This is a genomic window from Streptomyces sp. NPDC003691 (assembly GCF_053981115.1).
Genome location: NZ_JBSFNQ010000063.1, coordinates 1 through 20,989 on the forward strand (window position 1 = coordinate 1; position 20,989 = coordinate 20,989).

Genomic DNA, 20,989 nt, shown 5'->3' on the forward strand with positions numbered 1-20,989 from the left:
GTGGGTCAACCGGCGCTTCGCCTCCGGCCCCATGGGGACGGGCCCGTCGCGGCGGGGAGTGGTGGTGGAGTGCATCGTCTGCCCTTCCTCAGGCATCCGGCCGCCGCCGTCCCGTGGGGGGTCAGTGCGCGGAGCCGCCCGCCTGGTAGGCGTCCAGATGCTCACCGATGAGCGCGAGGATCTGCGGCACGCAGTCGTTGAGGTAGAAGTGCCCGCCGGGGAAGACCCGGAAGTCGAAGGCGCCCTTCGTGTGCTCCTCCCAGGCCCGGGCCTCCTCGATGGTCGACTTGGGGTCGGAGTCGCCGATCAGCGCCGTCACCGGGCAGGTCAGCTCACGCCCCGGACCGGGGTTGTAGGTCTCCGCGGCCCGGTAGTCGTTGCGGATCGCCGGAAGGATCATCCGCAGCACCTCCTCGTCGCCCAGGAGCGAGGTGTTGGTGCCGCTCAGCGCTTTGATCTCGGCTATCAGCCCGTCGTCGTCCCGCTGGTGCACGGTCTCCGCACGGAACCGGGACGGTGCCCGCCGGCCGGACACGAACACACCCGTCGGCACCACGCCCGCGGCCTCCAGCCGCAGCGCGACCTCGTAGCTCAGCGAGGCGCCCATGCTGTGGCCGAACACGGCCAGCGGCCGGTCCGTCCAGGGCAGTACCGCCTGGACGACGACATCGGCCAGCTCCTCGATCGTCCCGATACCGGGCTCGGCGAGCCGGTCCTGACGGCCCGGGTACTGGATCGCGATGACATCGGTCTTCGGCGACAGCGCCCGGGACACCGGGAAGAAGTAGCTGGCCGACCCGCCGGCGTGCGGCAGACAGAGCAGACGGGTCCGCGCGTCCGGCGCAGGGTGGTAACGCCGCACCCAGAGGTCGGAGGTGGAGGACATGGTCGAGGAGGTCCTTTCGCTCTGCGTCCGCCCCGCGGCGGAGTGCGCGCCGTGGACGGCGCCGGTCCGGCGCCGCCCCCGCGGGGGGAAGAGATCGCTGAACACCCCCCTCTCCCCAAACTGCCAGGCACGCAACCGCCCCGACAACCCCTGCCTTCCCCTAAGAAGTACCCTCCGGCGTGGCCCCCTGCGTGCCGCCCCCCTTGACGGCGAAGCCGTCCAGCAGCCCCGGCACCGCCTCGTCGGCGAAGCGCAGGCCCTCCGGCATCAGCACGTCCTTCACGTCGTACGCGCCCCGGCCGCCCGCCGTGGTGGCGGTGACCTTGCAGAGGCCCGAACGCCGGTGCCACGCCCACTGGGTGACCTTCCAGCCGATCACCCCGTCCCGGCGCAGCGCGATCGTCCGCCGCTTCATGGAACCGTGCCGGGTGACCAGATAGCGGCCGGTGATGCCGTGCCCGAGATTCCGGGCCGCGTCGAACGCGAACAGCGCCCCCGCGACATACACCACCAGCGCCGTGATCCAGCCGATGTGGATCAGCACGTCCGTCAGCAGCACCCCCAGGAAGACCAGCAGGCCCCCCAGGCCGGTACCGATGAAGAACGCCCACCGGAGCCGTCGCGACAGCGCGTGCCGGGTGTGCGGTACCAGCCGTACGGCGGCCGTCGGGTCCTCCTCCTCGCGCAGCACCGCCGCGGCCACCCGGTGCGCGTCCGCGATCGGGGCCGGGGGCAGCAGCGCACTGGTGTTGTAGATGCTGACCTCCTCCTCGACCGTGCCCGACCCGGTCGCCACCGCATAGGTGTACGCGCCGCCGCCCCAGCGCAGCAGCAGCGGCTCGGCGATCTCCACCCCGCGCAGCCGCTCCTCCTCCAGGGTCACCGACCGGGTGACGAAGAGCCCGCGGGCCGCCCGCAGCGCACCGTTGGGCTCCCGCAGCAGCCGGAAGTCCCACCACATCTCCACATAGAGGCCGAGTGAACCGACGGCCCCCACCAGCAGCACACCGAGAACACCCGCGGTGATCACGGGCAGCAGGTCGACCGTGCTCAGCCAGGAGAACAACTGCGGGATCAGTACGGTGTCGGGCTCGGCGCCGACGATGTCCAGCACCTCGTACGTGCCGCCCACCGCGCTCAACCCCAGGACCAGCGCCCACACCGAGAGGGGGGCGAACCGCAGCCACTTCCAGTCGATCACGGCCAGAGTGTCCCGGTCCTCGGCGGCGAGTGCAGTACGGCGTACCAGGTCCCGGCGCAGTACCTCCGAGTCCCGGACGTCCAGCGCGTCCAGGACGAGCACGGAGTTGTCCGTGGCACTGACCCGGTGCCCGGTGCCGACCTTGAGGGCCGAGATCCGGAACATCCGGTGCACCGGATTGGCCGAAATATCGACGCTGCGGACCCGGTGGCGCGGGATGGAGCGATGACTGCGGATCAGGACACCGGTCCGCAGCTCCAGCTTCTCCGGGGTGAGCCGGTAGCTGGTCTTGAACCAGCGGAACGCCTCGTACACCACGACGGCGAGCACGGGTACCGGCACCGAGACATGCAGCCACCAGGGCGCGTTGCGCCACCACATCACCGCGGCGGCGGTCACGACGATCAGTCCGCACCAGGTACCGGTCGCGCCGATGATCCGGGGGTTCAGTTTCCGCCAGGGGGGTTCGCCGCCCGTGGCCGGTACCGCGGTTTCCCGCTGCTCGTCCCGCTCGCCGCGTTCGCCGTTCTCGCTCGGTTCGTCCTGCCCGGCCGTGCTCTCGGGAGCGTCCGGGAGGTCGGCCCGGCCCGGGGCGCTCATGTCGCGTCCCCGGGGGTGGCCTGGGTGATCAGGGTCAGCTCCTCCGCCAGATCACGGGCCTGCTCATGCGCCAGACCGTCGATCCGCACCGCCCCGGCGGCGGACGCGGTGGTGACGATCAGCGTGGCCAGGCCGAACATCTGCTGGATGGGACCGCGTACGGTGTCGACCGTCTGGATCCGGGACAGGGGCGCGATCCGCCACTGCTGCCATACCCAGCCCGCCCGGGTGAAGACCGCGTCGCCGGTGGTCTCCCAGCGGTGCACGCGGTAGCGCCAGAACGGCATGACGGCCGTGTACAGCAGGCCCGGCACCCCGATGACGGCCGCCGAGAACAGCAGCCAGAAGCGGGCCGGGGTGATCAGCACCCCGAGCAGAACCAGGATCAGCACCGGCGGGAGCACGGTCACCAGCGCCTGTACGGCCCACCAGCCGATCGACCGCCGGTCCACCGTATGACTGGGCGGGCGCAGTTCCAGCCGGACCCCTGAAGGGCCGCCGGCGGGTGGTGAGGGGGATTCGGTCGTCGCGGATTCGGCCATCGTCAGCTCCGGGAACAGGTCGAACGGTCGGGCGATTGGGGGGACTCCACCGCGGAACGGCAGACCCGTGCGGCGCACGGACCGTCACAGAGGCCTTCCCCGGCGGTGGAGCGGGCTCGCATATGGCTATCACACCTATCACGGCACCCCTGTCCTCCTTGCCCCGCGGCCCAGGTTTCGATCTTCGTTGCGGCGGACCCCAGTTGGGGCTCCCACCGGCGGCAATGCCCCTCTGACTAGGGCGTATAGGGGGACGGCTAGGGGTTGGCCGGGACTGGGGCGGCTCGTAGCGTGCGAGTCGGTCGCATAGCACGGCGGATGCCGGAGCCGCGAGAAAACCACCCTTCGAACGGAGGTCCCAGTGGCTCACGTATCGCCAGTTGAGGCGTGGTCGGGAGCTGGGTGCACCATCGCGGTCGTGGGGGTGGCGTGCCGGTTGCCGTCCGCCCCCGACCCCGCCGGCTACTGGGCCCTGCTCCGCGACGGTACGAGCGCCATCGGCGACGCGCCCGCCGACCGCTGGGACTCCGCCGCGCCCGCTGCCCGGGGCGGCTTTCTGTCCGGCGTGGACCGTTTCGACCCGGCCTTCTTCGGGATCTCCGCGCGCGAGGCCATGGCCATGGACCCGCAGCAGCGACTCGTCCTCGAACTGGCCTGGGAGGCCCTGGAATCCACCGGGACCGCACCGGAGAGCCTCGCGGGCAGCCGGACCGGAGTCTTCATGGGCGCGATCTGGGACGACTACGCCGGTCTCGCCCACCGCCACGGCTCCACCGCCCTCAACGCCCACAGCCTCACCGGCCTCCAGCGCGGCGTCATCGCCAACCGCGTCTCCTACACCTTCGGCCTGCGCGGCCCCAGCCTGACCGTCGACTCCGGACAGTCGTCCTCGCTGGTCGCCGTCCACCAGGCCGTCGAGAGCCTGCGCAGCGGCGAGTCCGCCCTCGCCCTGGCGGGCGGCGTCAATCTGATCCTCGCCCCCCAGAGCACGGCGGCCCCGGCCCGCTTCGGCGGACTCTCCCCGGACGGTCTCTGCTACACCTTCGACGCCCGCGCCAACGGCTATGTCCGCGGCGAGGGCGGCGGTGTCGTCGTTCTGAAGACCCTGGACGCGGCGCGCGCCGACGGCGACCGGGTGCTGGCCGTGATCCGCGGCAGCGCGGTCAACAACGACGGCGGCGGCGAGAGCATCGGCGCGCCGCAGCAGTCGGCACAGGAAGACGTCATCCGTCTCGCCCACGAGCGGGCCGGAGTCACCCCCGACGAGGTGCAGTACGTCGAACTGCACGGCACCGGCACCAAGGCGGGGGACGCCGTCGAGGCCGCCGCCCTCGGCGCGGCCCTGGGCAACCGGCGCAGTGCGCCGCTTCCGGTCGGCTCGGCCAAGACCAACGTCGGCCACACCGAAGGCGCCGCGGGCATCACCGGCCTCATCAAGACGGTGCTCGCCATCCACCACCGGATGCTTCCCGCCACGCTGAACCACAAGACCCCCGGGGTACCGCTCGCCGAGCTGAACCTGACCGTCGTGACCGAACCCACCCCCTGGGGCGAGCCGGACGCACCCCTGGTGGCGGGCGTGTCCTCGTTCGGCGTCGGCGGCACCAACTGCCATGTGGTGCTCTCCTCGGTCCCGGCGGACTCGGTGCAGTCGGTGCAGTCGGAGCCGGTGGTGGCGCGGGTGGTGTTGCCGGTGGTTCCGGTGGTGGTGTCGGCGGGTTCGGCGGAGGGTCTGCGGGCTCAGGCGTCGCGGTTGCTGGAGCCGGTGGCTTCCGGTGCCGGGCTGCTGGACCTCGCCTATTCGCTGGGGACGACGCGGTCGGCGCTGGAGCACCGTGCGGTGCTGACGGTGGCGGACCGGGAGGAGCTGGTCGCGGAGCTGTCGGCGCTGGCCGAGGGCCGGTCGGGAGCGGTGCGCGGCACGGCCGGGCAGGGGCGGCTGGCGTTCCTGTTCAGCGGTCAGGGGAGTCAGCGGCTGGGGATGGGCCGGGAGTTGTACGAAACCTTCCCGGTGTACGCGGGGGCTTTCGATGCGGTGTGTGAGCGGTTCGAGCTGCCGCTGAGGGATGTGGTGTTCGGTGAAGGCGCCGAGAGGCTGAACCGTACGGAGTTCACGCAGGCGGCGTTGTTCGCGGTCGAGGTGGCGTTGTTCCGGCTGGTGGAGTCGTGGGGTGTGCGGCCGGACTTCCTGGCGGGTCATTCGGTGGGTGAGATCGCGGCCGCGCACGTGGCCGGGGTGTTGTCGCTGGAGGACGCGTGCACGCTGGTGGCCGCTCGCGGCAGGCTGATGCAGGCACTCCCCGAGGGCGGCGCGATGGTCGCCGTGGAAGCCTCGGAGGAGGAGGTACACCCGCACCTCACCGAAAACGGCGGTGTGGATATCGCGGCGGTCAACGGGCCGCGTTCGCTGGTCCTGTCGGGTGACGAGGACGCGGTTCTCGCGCTGGCCGGGCTGTGGAAGAACAAGCGCCTGCGGGTCAGCCACGCCTTCCACTCGCATCTGATGGACCCGATGCTGGCCGAGTTCCGCACGGTCGCGGAATCCCTGTCGTACAAGCCGACCGCTGTGCCCATCGCCGGTCAGCCCGTCCAAGTTGATGCCGAGTACTGGGTACGCCATGTCCGGGACGCGGTCCGTTTCCACGACGCCCTGGAGCAGCTCCGTACGGAAGGTGTCACGTCCTTCCTGGAGATCGGCCCCGACGGCATCCTGTCGGTCCTCGCCGACGGCGGTGTCCCGCTGCTGCGGCGCGACCGCCCCGAGGCCGGGTCCGCGGTCACCGCGCTGGCCCGCCTCCACACCACCGGCACCCCCGTCGACTGGGCCGCGTTCTTCGCGGGCACCGGCGCCCGCCGCGTCGACCTGCCCACCTACGCCTTCCAGCGCGAGCGCTACTGGTTCGACTCCGCGCCCGTTCCGTCGCGGCCCCGTGAGACCGCCGCTCAGCGCCTGTCCCGGCGCGAAGCCCTCGAACTCGTCCGTGCCAGGACCGCCGAGGTCCTCGGAGTCGAAAGCCCGGCCGCCGTTCCCACCGGCAAGACCTTCCGCAGCCTCGGTTTCACGTCCCTCATGGGCGTCGACCTCTGCGGACTCCTCGACCCCGTGCGCGCACTGCGCCTGCCGTCCTCCCTGATCTTCGACCACCCCACCCCCGAGGCCGTCGCCGAACTGCTCGCCGCCCGCGGCGGTGAATCCGCCGCGGAGCCCGCGCCGGAACCCGAGACGCCGGCCGGTGCCGATGAGCCGGTGGCGATTGTGGCGATGGCTTGCCGGCTTCCGGGTGGGGTGCGTTCGGCGGAGGATTTGTGGGAGTTGGTGGCGGGGGAGCGGGATGCCATTGGTGGGTTTCCGTCGGACCGTGGCTGGGATCTGGGGGAGCTTTATCACCCGGATCCGGATCGGGCGGGGACGACGTATGCGCGTGAGGGTGGTTTCCTTTACGACGCGGCGGAGTTCGATGCGGAGTTCTTCGGTATTTCACCGCGTGAGGCGCTGGCGATGGATCCGCAGCAGCGGTTGCTGCTGGAGACGTCGTGGGAGGCGTTCGAGCACGCCGGTCTCGACCCGGCGTCGCTGCGCGGCAGCCGTACCGGCGTCTTCGTCGGTGCCATGTCGCAGGAGTACGGCCCCCGGTTGCAGGACGCCCCCGACACACTGGGCGGCTATCTGCTGACCGGTACGACGGCCTCCGTGGCCTCCGGCCGGCTGGCGTACACCTTCGGCTTCGAGGGCCCGGCCGTCACGGTGGACACGGCGTGCTCGTCTTCGCTGGTGGCACTGCACTACGCGGTCCAGGCGCTGCGCCGGGGAGAGTGCGCGATGGCGCTGGCCGCCGGGATGGCGGTCATGGCCACCCCGGGGCTGCTGGTCGAATTCTCGCGGCAGCGCGGTCTCGCGGCCGACGGCCGGTGCAAGGCGTTCGCCGAGTCCGCGGACGGCACGGCGTGGGCCGAGGGTGTGGGCGTCCTGGTGCTGGAGAAGCTGTCGGACGCGCGCCGCAACGGTCACCAGGTGCTGGCGGTTGTACGCGGCTCCGCGGTGAATCAGGACGGTGCGTCGAACGGTCTGACCGCGCCGAACGGGCCTTCGCAGCAGCGGGTGATCCGCCAGGCCCTGGCGAACGCCGGTCTGGCGACGGCCGATGTCGATGTCGTGGAAGCCCATGGCACGGGTACGGCGCTGGGTGACCCCATCGAGGCACAGGCTCTTATCGCCACCTACGGCCAGGACCGCTCCCAGGACCGGCCGCTCCGCCTGGGCTCGCTGAAGTCCAATATCGGCCACACGCAGGCGGCGGCCGGTGTCGCGGGTGTCATCAAGATGGTGATGGCGATGCGGCACGGCGTGCTGCCCAAGACGCTGCATGTCGACAAGCCCTCGTCGCATGTGGACTGGTCGGCGGGTGCGGTGGAACTCCTGACGGAGGCACGGGACTGGACGGCTGAGGGTCCGCGCCGAGCCGCCGTCTCCTCCTTCGGTATCAGTGGCACCAACGCCCACGCCATCATCGAGGAAGTGCCTCGGGCCGAGAGCGAGCGTGCGGAGCCGGTGGTGCCGCCGATGGTTCCCATGGTGGTGTCGGCGGGCAGTACAGCGGCCTTGCGGGAGCAGGCGGAGCGGCTGCTGGGGGTGGATGCGCCGCTTGCGGATCTGGCGTTTTCGGCGGCGGTGTCGCGGGCCGCGCTGGAGCAGCGGGCTGTGGTGGTGGGCCGGGATTCGGAGGAGGTCCGGTCCGGGCTGCGGGCGCTGGCCGATGGGGTGTCGTCGGCGGGTGTCGTACAGGGCACTGCGGTGCCGGGGCGGCTGGCGTTCCTGTTCAGCGGTCAGGGCAGCCAGCGGCTCGGTATGGGCCGGGAGTTGTACGACACGTACCCGGTGTACGCGGGGGCCTTCGACGCCGTCTGCGACCGGTTCGAGCTGCCGCTGAAGGACGTGGTTTTCGGTGATGATGCCGACCGGCTGAACCGGACCGAGTTCACCCAGGCCGCGCTGTTCGCGGTCGAGGTGGCGCTGTACCGGCTGGTGGAGTCCTGGGGCGTCCGCCCCGACTTCCTGGCGGGCCACTCCGTCGGCGAGATCGCGGCGGCCCATATCGCCGGAGTGCTGTCCCTGGACGACGCGTGCACCCTGGTGGCCACCCGCGGCCGCCTGATGCAGGCCCTGCCCGAGGGTGGCGCGATGGTCGCCGTCGAGGCCTCGGAAGAGGACGTACGCCCGTATCTCACAGAGGGCGTGGACATCGCGGCGGTCAACGGCCCCCGGGCGATCGTGCTGTCGGGTGACCAGGACGCGGTTCTCGCGATCGCCTCGCGGTGGAAGAACAAGCGCCTGCGCGTCAGCCACGCCTTTCACTCGCACCTGATGGACCCCATGCTGGACGAGTTCCGCACGGTCGCCGAAGGGCTCTCGTACGCACCTGCCGATGTACCGATCGCCGGTCAGCCCGTCCAGGTCGACGCCGAGTACTGGGTACGGCACGTCCGGGACGCGGTCCGTTTCCACGACGCCCTGGAGCAGCTCCGTACGGAAGGTGTGACGTCCTTCCTGGAGATCGGCCCGGACAGCATCCTCTCCGCCCTCGCCGACGGCGGCGTCCCGCTGCTGCGGCGCGACCGCCCCGAAGCCGAGTCCGTGGTCACCGCGCTGGCCCGCCTCCACACCACCGGCACCCCCGTCGACTGGTCCGCGTTCTTCACGGGCACCGGCGCCCGCCGCACCGACCTGCCCACCTACGCCTTCCAGCGGCAGCGCTACTGGCTGAACCCGGCCCCCCGGCCCGTGGCCGACGAAGCGGACGCCCTCCGCTACAAGGTGTTGTGGCAGCCGGTCGAGGAGCGGCCCGCCGCACCGCTGTCCGGCACCTGGCTCGTTGTCGGCGAGCCCGGACCGTACGCCGCCGCGCTCGCCGCGGCCGGCGCCCGCGTCGTCACCGCGCCCGGGGACGGCGTCACGGCGGTACTGGCCGTCGACCCCGAGCCCGCGACCGTCACCGGCCTGCTGCGTGACACGTCCGGCGCGCGCATCTGGTGTCTCACCCACGGAGCCTGGGCGGCCGAGCCCCGTAAGGCCGCCGTCTGGGGCCTCGGCCTCGGCGCCGCCGTCGAACACCCCCGCCGGTGGGGCGGTCTGGTCGATATCGAAGGCCCCGTGGACGCCCGGACGCTCAGCCGTCTCCTCGCCGCCCTCGCGGGCGACGAGGACCAGGTGTCCATCCGGAGCACGGGAACGTACGGCAGACGTCTCGCCCGGGCGGGTGCGCCCCGGCCGGGCGCCTGGAGCCCGAGCGGTACCGCCCTGGTGACCGGCGGTACGGGCGCGCTCGGCGCGCATGTCGCCCGCTGGCTGGCCGCCGAGGGCGCCGAGCGCGTCGTGCTCGTCGGCAGACGGGGCGCGGACGCGCCGGGCGCGGCGGAGCTGGCCGCCGAACTCGGCTCCACCGTGACCTTTGCCGCCTGCGACACCACCGACCGCGAAGCCCTGGCCCGGCTCGTCGACGGGATCCCCGACCTGGGCGTCGTCGTCCATGCCGCGGGCGTCTCCGACACGGGCCCGATCGCGGAACTCACCGCTGAGCGCATCGATGCCGTACTGGCACCGAAGGCGGACACCGCCTGGTACCTCCATGAACTGACCCGCGACCGCGAGCTGTCGGCCTTTGTGATGTTCTCCTCGGGCGCGGGCATCTGGGGCAGCGGCGGACAGGGCGCCTACGGTGCCGCCAACGCCGTACTCGACGCACTCGCCGCCCACCGCCGGGCGCAGGGTCTGCCCGCCACGACCGTCGCGTGGGGTGCCTGGCAGGGCGCCGGAATGGCCGCCGATATCGCCGGAACCGACCGCTGGCAGCGGATGGGACTGCCGCCGTTCGAGCCCGGACTCGCGATCACCGCGCTGGGCCGGGCACTGGCGGCCGGGGAGTCCGCGGTCACCGTGGCCGATGTCGTATGGGAACGCTTCCTGCCCGCGTTCACCACCGCCCGCCCCAGCAGGCTGCTGTCCGCCTTCGCCCCGGCCGGGCCCGGCCCCGCGGCGGCGGACACCGCGTCCGGCGGGGACCCGGCCGGACTCGCCGGACGGCTCGCGGGGCTGCCCGAGGCGGAGCGGCACGCTCTGCTGCTCGGCCTGGTCCGCGAACACGCCGCCGCGGTCCTGGGACACGGCGCCGCCGACGCGATCCCCGCGGAACGCAGCTTCCGCGACCTGGGATTCGACTCGCTGGCCGCGGTCGAACTGACCGGACGGCTGGCCACCGCGGCCGGACTCCGGCTGCTCCCCAGCGCCGTCTTCGACCACCCGACTCCGATGGCCTTCGCGTCCTTCCTGCGCGAACAGGCACTCGGCACCACGGGCAAGGCCCTCGGCGCGGCCGCCGTCACCGCTTCCGGCTCCGGCTCCGAATCGGGCTCCGAGGACGGTGAGCCGGTGGCGATTGTGGCGATGGCTTGCCGGCTTCCGGGTGGGGTGCGTTCGGCGGAGGATTTGTGGGAGCTGGTGGCGGGGGAGCGGGATGCCATTGGTGGGTTTCCGTCGGACCGTGGGTGGGATCTGGGGGAGCTTTATCATCCGGATCCGGATCGGGCGGGGACGACGTATGCGCGTGAGGGTGGTTTCCTTTACGACGCGGCGGAGTTCGATGCGGAGTTCTTCGGTATTTCGCCGCGTGAGGCGCTGGCGATGGATCCGCAGCAGCGGTTGCTGCTGGAGACGTCGTGGGAGGCGTTCGAGCACGCCGGTCTCGACCCGGCGTCGCTGCGCGGCAGCCGTACCGGCGTCTTCGTCGGAATCTCCCCGCAGCAGTACGGGCCGCGCCTCCACGAGGCCCCGGCCGCGCTGGCGGGCTATCTGCTGACCGGCACGACCACCAGCGTGGCGTCCGGCCGGCTCTCCTACACCTACAACTTCGAAGGCCCCGCGCTCACGGTCGACACGGCGTGCTCGTCGTCGCTGGTGGCCACGCACTACGCGGCCCGTTCGCTGCGCTCCGGCGAGTGCTCCCTCGCGCTCGTCGGCGGTGTGACCGTGATGCCCGTGCCGGGACCGTTCGTCGAGTTCTCGCGGCAGCGCGGGCTTGCCGCGGACGGCCGGTGCAAGCCGTTCGCCGCCGCGGCCGACGGCACCGCGTGGGCCGAGGGCGTGGGCGTCCTGGTGCTGGAGAAGCTGTCGGACGCGCGCCGCAACGGGCACCCCGTACTGGCGGTCATCCGCGGCAGCGCGGTCAACCAGGACGGCGCGTCGAACGGCCTGACCGCGCCCAACGGCCTCGCCCAGCAGCGGGTGATCCGCCAGGCCCTGGCCAACGCCGGTCTGGCGGCGGCCGATGTCGACGCCGTCGAGGCGCACGGCACCGGCACGGCACTGGGTGACCCCATCGAGGCGCAGGCCCTGCTCGCCACCTACGGCCAGGACCGGCCGGAGGACCGGCCGCTCCGGCTGGGCTCGCTCAAGTCCCAGATCGGTCATGCCCAGGCGGCGGCCGGTGTCGCGGGTGTCATCAAGATGGTCATGGCGATGCGGAACGGCGTACTGCCGCGGACCCTGCACATCGACGAGCCGTCGCCGCATGTGGACTGGACGGCGGGCGCGGTGGAACTCCTCACCGAGGCACGGCCGTGGGAGGTGGCACGGCCCCGCAGGGCAGGCGTTTCTGCCTTCGGCGTCAGCGGAACGAACGCGCATCTGATTCTCGAAGAGGCCCCCGGGAACCCGTTGCCGGGACCCGAGACCGGACCCGAGGGGCCCGCGGCCGAGGGGTCCGCCGAGAAGACCCCGGCTGTGGCCCCGCTGATAGGCCCGGTACCGCTGGTGCTCTCCGCCCGTGGCGGAGCCGCGCTGCGGGACCAGGCACGACGGCTGATGTCCACGGTCGGCTCGGGTGCCGGGCTCACGGACATCGCGCACTCGCTCACGGCCCTGCGGGCCACGCACGACCACCGGGCGGTGGTCGTCGGCGCGGACGCCGGGGACCTGGCCGGGAAGCTGCGGGCGCTGGCCGACGGCGCGGAGACCACCGGTGTAGTGCACGGCACCGTTTCCGGTTCCGGAAAGCCGGTGTTCGTGTTCCCGGGGCAGGGTTCGCAGTGGGTGGGGATGGCTGCGGGGCTGTGGGAGTCGTCTCCCGCGTTCCGGGAGTCGATGACGGCTTGTGGTGAGGCGTTGAAGCCGTTTGTCGACTGGGAGCTTGAGGCGGTCCTCGGTGACGAGGAGGCCCTGAAGCGGGTCGATGTGGTCCAGCCGGTGTTGTGGGCCGTGATGGTGTCGCTGGCCGCTGTGTGGCGGTCGTGTGGGGTGGAGCCCGCCGCGGTGGTGGGGCATTCCCAGGGTGAGATCGCGGCTGCGGTGGTGGCGGGTGGTCTGTCGCTGGAGGACGGCGCCCGGGTCGTGGCCCTGCGCAGTCGGGCGATCATCAAGCTGGCGGGTCTGGGCGGGATGGTGTCCGTCCCGTTGTCCTTCACCGAGGTCGAAGAGCGGGTGGCCCGCTTCGAGGGCGTGTCCGTCGCCGCGGTCAACGGGCCGAACAGTGTGGTCGTGTCGGGTGATACGGCCGGTCTGGACGCGCTCCTCGCCGCCTGCGAGGCGGAGGGTGTACGGGCCCGGCGCATCGCCGTGGACTACGCCTCGCACTCCGCGCATGTCGAGGTGATCCGCGACGAGGTCCTGACTGCCCTGGGCCCCGCGGCTCCGCGCTCCTGCTCGGTGCCGTACTACTCCGCTCTGACCGGGAGCCGTATTGATACGTCGGGTCTGGATGCGGAGTACTGGTACGAGAACCTGCGGCGTACGGTGCGTTTCGAGGATGCGGTACGGGCGCTCCTGGCCGACGGTCACGGTGTGTTCGTCGAGTCCTCCGCGCACCCCGTCCTGGTCGTCGGGGTTCAGGAGACCATTGACGACCTGGGCTCGGACGCGGTCACGGTCGGTACCCTGCGCCGCAACGACGGCGGACCCGAGCGGCTGCTCGCCTCCCTTGCCGAAGCCTGGACCCATGGCGTCGGTGTCGACTGGCAGCGGCTGTTCCCCGAGGGACGCCGTACAGCCCTCCCCACCTACGCCTTCCAGCGCGAGCGCTACTGGCTCGACCCGGCCCCCGCCACCGCCGACAACGCCTTCTGGGATGCCGTCGAAAGCGGCGAACTCGCCATCGACGACGGTGCCCGGCAGGCCGTCCTCGGCTGGCGGGAGGGCCGCACCCGCCGCGCCGCCCTCGACTCCTGGCGCTACCGCGTCGACTGGAAGCCGCTGCCCGAGCCCGCCCGGGCCGAGCTGGCCGGTACCTGGCTGCTTGCCGTACCCGCCGGTCACGAGGACCACGAGACCACCCGCTTCGTCCGGCGTACCGTCACCGGACACGGCGGGACCTGCGTCGCGGTCACCGTCGACCCCGGCACCCCGGCCGGGACGCTCGCCCTCGCCCTGGACGACGACGGCGCCCGCGGGGTGATCTCGCTGCTGGCACTCGCCGGGGGACACCACGCCGGACAGCCCGTCGTACCGCGCGCCGTCGCCGACACCCTTGCTCTGGCCCAGGCGGCCCGCGCGCCCCTGTGGATCGTCACCACCGACCGTGACGACCCCGTGCAGGCGCAGGTCTGGGCGCTCGGCCGGGTCGCCGGACTGGAGCACGCCGAGCGCTGGGGCGGCCTTGTCGACCTGGCGGCCGGCCTCGACGACCGTACCGGCGCCCGGTTCGCGGCCGTACTCACCGGTGACGAGGACCAGGTCGCCGTGGCGGCCGACGGGATCCTCGGCAGGCGGCTGGTCCGCGCGCCCCTCGACGCCTCGGCCCCTGTCCGCGAGTGGCGGCCCCGCGGCACGGTCCTGGTGACCGGCGGCACGGGTGCGCTCGGCGGCCGGGTCGCCCGCTGGCTGGCCGCCGACGGAGCCGCACATCTGGTACTCGTCAGCCGCGGCGGCCCGGACGCCCCCGGCGCCGGTGAACTCGCCGCGGACCTGCGGGACCTCGGTGCCGAGGTGACGGTCGAAGCGTGCGACACCGCGGACCGGGAGGCCCTGGGCGCCCTGCTGGAGAAGCTGCCCGACCTCACGGCCGTCGTCCACGCCGCCGGGACGGCCCCCATCGCCCCCCTGGCGGAGACCGGGCCCGCGGAACTCGCCGAGGCCGCCCGGGCCAAGGTGCTGGGCGCCGTCAACCTCGACGAACTCCTCGGCGACCGGGAACTGGACGCCTTTGTGATGTTCTCCTCCGGGGCCGGTGTCTGGGGCAGCAGCGGACTCGCCGCCTACGGCCCGGCCAACGCCCATCTGGACGCACTCGCCCACCGGCGCCGCGCCCGCGGGCTGACCGCGACCTCCGTGGCCTGGGGCACCTGGGACGGCGGTATGGCCGCCGGCGAGACCGGGGAACTGCTGCACCGGCGCGGGATCCCCGCCATGGACCCGGAGCTCGCCCTGTCGGCCCTGCGGGCGGTCCTGGACCGCGACGAGACCGCGATTGTGGTCGCCGATATCGACTGGGCCAGGTTCGCCCCCCTCTTCACCCTGGCGCGGCACCGTCCGCTCATCGCCGACCTGCCCGAAGTCCGTGAACTGTCCGGCACCGGACCCGAAGCGGCCGCCGCGCCCCACGGAACCGCCGGAGCCGCCGAGTCGGGGGATGGTACGGGCGGACTGGCCGGGCGGCTGGCGGAGCTGCCGGCCGCCGAGGGGCTGAACCTCCTGGTGGAACTGGTCCGCTCCCACGCCGCCGCCGTGCTCGGGCACGCCACCACGGCCTCCGTGGAGCCGGACCGGGCACTGAAGGAGCTGGGCTTCGACTCGCTGACCGCCGTCGAACTCCGGAACCGCCTCAACACCGCCACCGGACTGAGGCTGCGCCCGACGATCGTGTTCGACCATCCGTCGCCGACGGCGCTCGCCGCCCATCTGCACGGCGAGCTGAAGCCCGCCGAAGCACCGGTGGAGGAGCGGCTCCTCGCCGACCTGGACCGGATGGAGGCCGGGCTCCGCGAGCCCATGGACGAGCGGCTCCGGGCCGAGATCGGCGCCCGGCTGCGGGACCTGCTGGCCGGGATCGGGACGGCGGACGCCCGCGGCGACGACCTGGAGTCGGCATCCGACGACGAACTGTTCGAGTTGCTCGACGACGAGCTCGGAATTGCGTGACGGTGAGGAGCCGAGCACACATGGAGAACGAGGCCAAACTCCGCGACTACCTCAAGCGGGCCACGGCGGACCTGCGCCAGACCCGCCGGCGCCTGCGTGAGCTGGAGGACCGGGGTCGCGAGCCCGTCGCGGTCGTCGGCATGGCATGCCGGTTCCCCGGTGGCGTCCGCACGCCCGACGACCTGTGGCGGCTGCTGGTCGACGAGGTGGACACGGTCAGCGGATTCCCCGCCGACCGCGGCTGGGACGTCGGGAACCTGGTCCACCCCGACCCGGACCACCCCGGCACGTCCACCGCCGCGGGCGGCTCGTTCCTGGACGGCGTCGGCGAGTTCGACGCGGGCTTCTTCGGCATCTCGCCCCGCGAAGCGCTGGCGATGGACCCCCAGCACCGGCTGCTGCTGGAAACCTCCTGGGAGGCGCTCGAAGGAGCCGGTATCGACCCGGCGGGCCTGCGGGGCAGCGATACCGGTGTCTACGTCGGCACCTACTACCAGGGCTACGGCTCCGACGCCTACTACGGAGCGGGCGGCAGCGCGATGCCCGAGTCCGTCGGCGGACACCTCACGATGGGGGGACTGGCGGCAGCCGCGTCCGGCCGGATCTCGTACGCCTTCGGCTTCGAAGGCCCCGCGGTCAGCATGGACACCGCCTGCTCCTCCTCCTCGGTCGCGGTCCACACCGCGATCCGCGCACTGCGCTCCGGCGAGTGCTCGCTCGCCCTGATCGGCGGCGCCGCGATCAACGCCACCCCCGCCGGGTTCATCGACTTCAGCCGGATGCGGGCGCTCTCCGACGACGGCCGGTGCAAGCCGTTCGCCGCCGCCGCCGACGGCACCGGCTGGGGCGAGGGCATCGGCGTACTCCTCGTGGAGCGGCTCTCCGACGCCCGCCGCAACGGGCACCCCGTGCTCGCCGTGATCCGCGGCACCGCGATCGGCCAGGACGGCGCGTCGAACGGCCTGACCGCGCCCAACGGCCTGGCCCAGCAGCGGGTCATCCGGCAGGCGCTGTCCGACGCCGGGCTGACCGCGGCCGATGTGGACGCCGTCGAGGCGCACGGCACGGGTACGACGCTGGGCGACCCCATCGAGGCCGAGGCGCTCCTCGCGACCTACGGCCAGGAGCGCTCCGAGGGCCGCCCGCTCTGGCTGGGCTCCATCAAGTCCAACATCGGCCACACGCAGGGCGCTTCCGGTATCGCGGGCGTCATCAAGGCGGTCCTGGCGCTGCGGCACGGAGTGCTGCCCAGGACCCTGCACATCGACGAGCCCAGCCCGCATGTGGACTGGACGACCGGCGCGGTGGAACTGCTGGCCGAGGCACGCCCGTGGCCCGAGACGGGGCGGCCCCGGCGGGCCGGGGTCTCCTCCTTCGGCGGCGCCGGGACGATCTCGCACCTGGTGCTGGAGCAGGCGCCGGAGGAGGACGAGCCGGCGGAGGCCGCAACGGGCGTCTCGCCCCTGGCACTGTCGGCCGGGGTGGTGCCGTGGGTGCTGTCGGGCCGTTCGGCGGAGGCCGTACGGGAGCAGGCCGGACGCCTGGCACCGGCGGTCGCGGGGCTGCCCGCGGCCGACGTCGGTACGACGCTCGCGTCGCGGTCGGTGTTCGAGCACCGGGCGGTGTTCTGGGGCGAGGGACTGGCGGCACTGGCGGCGGGACAGCCGTCGGGTGCGGTGGTCTCGGGTTCGGTGGTGCCGGGTGCGGGGAAGCCGGTGTTCGTGTTCCCGGGGCAGGGTTCGCAGTGGGTGGGGATGGCTGCGGGGCTGTGGGAGACCTCTCCTTCCTTCCGTGAGTCCATGACGGCTTGTGGTGAGGCGTTGAAGCCGTTTGTCGACTGGGAGCTTGAGGCGGTCCTCGGTGATGAGGAGGCCTTGAAGCGGGTCGATGTGGTGCAGCCGGTGCTGTGGGCGGTGATGGTGTCGCTGGCCGCTGTGTGGCGGTCGTGTGGTGTGGAGCCTGCCGCGGTGGTGGGTCATTCCCAGGGTGAGATCGCGGCTGCTGTGGTGGCGGGTGGTCTGTCGCTGGAGGACGGCGCCCGGGTTGTCGCGCTGCGCAGTCGGGCGATCATCAAGCTGGCGGGCCGCGGCGGGATGGTGTCCGTCCCGCTGTCCATCACCGATGTGGAGAAGCGCGTCAGCGGATTCGACGGTGTCTCCATTGCCGCGGTCAACGGGCCCAACAGCGTGGTCGTGTCCGGCGATACGGCCGGTCTGGACGCGCTCCTCGCCGCCTGCGAGGCAGAGGGTGTACGGGCCCGGCGCATCGCCGTGGACTACGCCTCGCACTCCGCGCATGTCGAGGTGATCCGGGACGAGGTGCTGAGCGCCCTGGGCCCCGTGGCTCCGCGCTCCTGCTCGGTGCCGTACTACTCCGCTCTGACCGGGGCCCGTATTGATACGTCGGGTCTGGATGCGGAGTACTGGTACGAGAACCTGCGGCGCACGGTGCGTTTCGAGGATGTCGTACGGGCGCTCCTGGCCGACGGTCACGGCGTGTTCGTGGAGTCCTCCGCGCACCCGGTCCTCGTCGTTGGGGTCCAGGAGACCATTGACGACCTGGGCTCGGACGCGGTCACGGTCGGTACCCTGCGCCGCAACGACGGCGGACCCGAGCGCCTGCTCGCCTCCCTCGCCGAAGCCTGGACCCACGGTGTCGGTGTCGACTGGCAGCGGCTGTTCCCCGAGGGCCGCCGTACCGCCCTCCCCACCTACGCCTTCCAGCGCGAGCGCTACTGGCTCGACCCGACCCCCGCCGGGACGGGGGATCTCGGCGCCCTCGGACTCGAAGCGACCGGGCATCCCCTGCTGGGCGCGGTGATCACCCCGGCCGACAGCGACGGCGCCGTCGTCCTCACCGGCCGGCTCCAGCCGTCCGCCCAGCCCTGGCTGGCCGAGCACATCGTCGGGGGTACGGCCCTGCTGCCCGGCACCGTGCTGCTCGATCTCGCCCTGCACGCGGGCGGAGTGACGGGCTGCGACCTCGTCGAGGAGCTGACTCTGGAGAGCCCGCTGGTGCTGCCCGAGCACGGCGGGGTCCGGATCCAGGTCACCGTCGGCGCCGCCGATTCCGCCGGGCGCCGCCCTCTCGCCCTGTACTCGCGTACCGAGGACGATACGGACTGGATCCGCCGCTGCGGCGGCACCCTGGCCTCCGGCGGCCCGCTCGCCGACCCCACCTCCGCGGCCGGGCTGGCCGTCTGGCCGCCCGCGGACGCCGAACCCCTGCCGGTCGACGGCCTCTACGAGCGGCTGGCGGACCAGGGCGTCGACTACGGGCCCGCCTTCCGCGGGCTGCACGCAGCCTGGCGGCGCGGCGACGACCTGTTCGCCGAGATCGCCGAACCCGCCACCGCCGTGTCCTCCGTACCGTCCGGCCCCGCCGGGAACGCCGGTTACAGCCTGCACCCCGTGCTGCTCGCCGCCGCGCTGAACACCCTCGCCGCCGACGGCGGCGAGGACGGCACTACCCGGATGCCGTTCCTGTGGTCCGGCGCCCGGCTGCACTCCCGGCGCGACGGGGGCCTCCGGGTCCGTCTCTCGCCCGCGGGCGACGACGCGGTGTCGCTGTTCGTCGCCGACGCGACCGGCATGCCCGTCGCCACCGTCGAATCGCTGCTGCTGCGCCCGGTCGCCGCGGCGGGCACCGGTGCCCTGGAGTCCCTCTACCGCATCGACTGGACCACCCTCGACGCGGCCGCGGAGCCCGTAGCGGCACCGGCCGGACAGTGGGCGGTGCTCGGGCCCGACGACGGGAAGGCCGGCACCCTGCTGGAGTCGGCCGGTGTGCCGGTGGCCCGCCACGCCGGGCTTGCCGAACTCGCCGCTGCCACTGACCCCACCGACCCCGCCACCGTGCCCGACACGGTCTTCCTGCCGATCCCCGACGCGTCCGCCGAGACGCCCGCCGAGGCGCCCGCCGCGACGTCCGGCGAGACGTCCGCCGCTGAACTGTCCGGAGTGGCCAGGACCCCCGTGACCACCGTCCTCGCCACCGTCCGGCAGTGGCTGGCCGACAAGCGGTTCAGCGACGCCAAGCTGGTCGTCACCGGCCGCGGCGCGAGCCACGACCCCGCGCAGTCCGCCGCGTGGGGCCTGGTCAGGGCCGCCCAGCAGGAGCACCCCGACCGGATCGTGCTGCTCGACATCGAGGACACCGCGGGCGATATCCCGTGGCGCGCCCTGCCCGCCGCGCTCCGCTCCGGCGAACCGGAGCTGGCCCTGCGGGAGGACACGATCGTCGCCCCCCGGCTCGGCCGCGTCACCGGAACCCCGGCCGGTGGAACCCCGGCCGGTGGGACCGCGGACACCGGAGTCCCGACCGGTGGAACCCCTGACTCCGGAGCCCCGTACCCCGCCGAACCGGTGCGGCTCACCGGCACCGTACTGATCACCGGAGCCGGTGGCGGACTCGGCATGGCCGTCGCCCGGCATCTGGTGAACGTCCACGGAGTCGGCGGTCTCGTTCTGGCGAGCCGCCGCGGCGGGGTGCACCCGCCGCTGGCCGCGCTCGCCGACGAGCTGCGCGCCCGGGGCGCCGAGGTCGCCGTACCCGCATGCGACGTCTCCGACCGGGAACAGCTCCGGGCCCTCCTCGACGGCATCCCCGCACTGACCGCCGTGGTGCACACCGCGGCCGTCCTCGACGACAGCGTCATCACCGGACTCACCGCCGAACAGCTCGACCGCGTCCTCGCCCCCAAGGCCGACGCGGCCGTCCACCTGCACGAACTCACCCGCGACCGGGGGCTCGACGCGTTCGTCCTGTACTCGTCGATCGCCGGACGGCTCAGCGGAGTCGGACAGGGCAGCTACACCGCGGCCAACGCCGCCATGGAAGCGGTCGCCGTCCGCCGCCGCGCCGAAGGACTGCCCGCCACCTCCCTCGCCTGGGGACTGTGGTCCGAAGCCGAGGGCATGGGCGGCCGGCTCGGCGAAGCGGCCCTCCGGCGCACCGCCCGGTCCGGGGTGGCCCCGCTGACCACCGCCGAGGGGCTGGCCCTCTTCGACGCGGCCCTGACCGCCGGGGAAACCGTGCTGCTGCCCGTCCGGCTGGACCCGGCGGCCCTGCGCGGACAGGCCAGGGCGGGCACCCTCCCGGCCGTGCTGTCCAAGCTCTTCCGCACCCCCCGGCGCGAACCGGGGCGGGCGGAGAGCGAAGCCCGCGCCCTGGCCGGCGCGAGCCGGGAGACCCTGGTCGGCCTCGTCCGCGCCCAGGTGGCCGCCGTACTCGGCTACCCGGGACCCGAATCCGTCGAGCCCACCCGGGTCTTCACCGAACTGGGCCTCGATTCCATCATCGCCGTACAGCTCCGCAACCGGCTCAACGCGGCCACCGGGCTGAAGCTGCCCGCGACACTGGTCTTCGACCACCCGACCCCGGAAGCCGTCGCCGCCGAACTCGCGGCCCGGCTCTCGCCCGGCGAAGCGGAGCGGGAGGACGACGAGCACCTGCGTACGGTGCTCGCCTCCCTGCCGGTCTCCAGGATCCGCGCGGCGGGTCTGCTGACACCCCTGCTGGCCCTGGCCGAAACCGCCCGGCCCGCCACCCCGGCCCCGGCCGAGGACAGCGCCGACATCGACGCGATGGACCTCGCCGACCTCGTCCAACTGGCCCTGGACGGAACCGAATCGTGAGTA

General features: G+C 72.9%; 5 protein-coding genes. 2 read left to right on the forward strand and 3 right to left on the reverse strand.

Annotated elements, in window-relative coordinates; genetic code table 11:
* Positions 1–121 precede the first annotated feature (121 nt).
* The 3 genes from ACWDR0_RS25320 to ACWDR0_RS25330 form a co-directional block, all read right to left on the reverse strand.
* Positions 122–886 carry a thioesterase II family protein gene (locus tag ACWDR0_RS25320; protein ID WP_456354056.1) on the reverse strand — a complete coding sequence of 255 codons (765 nt, stop codon included), beginning with the start codon at positions 884–886 and terminating at the stop codon, positions 122–124.
* A 160-nt stretch (positions 887–1,046) separates the two neighbouring features.
* The gene (locus ACWDR0_RS25325; protein WP_456354057.1) at positions 1,047–2,687 is read right to left on the reverse strand and encodes a PH domain-containing protein; all 1,641 of its coding nucleotides are present in this window, start codon (positions 2,685–2,687) and stop codon (positions 1,047–1,049) included.
* Complete coding sequence (locus ACWDR0_RS25330; protein WP_456354058.1) at positions 2,684–3,229, reverse strand: PH domain-containing protein; 546 nt, start codon at positions 3,227–3,229, stop codon at positions 2,684–2,686. Before ACWDR0_RS25330 ends, ACWDR0_RS25325 begins: the two co-directional genes overlap by 4 nt.
* A 418-nt stretch (positions 3,230–3,647) precedes the next feature.
* On the opposite strand from ACWDR0_RS25330, the gene ACWDR0_RS25335 reads away from it, so the two are divergent.
* A complete protein-coding gene (locus ACWDR0_RS25335) occupies positions 3,648–15,350 on the forward strand; it encodes a type I polyketide synthase (protein ID WP_456354059.1) in 11,703 nt (3,900 codons plus the stop codon).
* 20 nt (positions 15,351–15,370) lie between these two features.
* Positions 15,371–20,986: a type I polyketide synthase gene (locus ACWDR0_RS25340; RefSeq protein WP_456354060.1), complete on the forward strand. Its 5,616-nt coding sequence runs from the start codon at positions 15,371–15,373 to the stop codon at positions 20,984–20,986.
* The last annotated feature ends 3 nt before the right edge of the window (positions 20,987–20,989 follow it).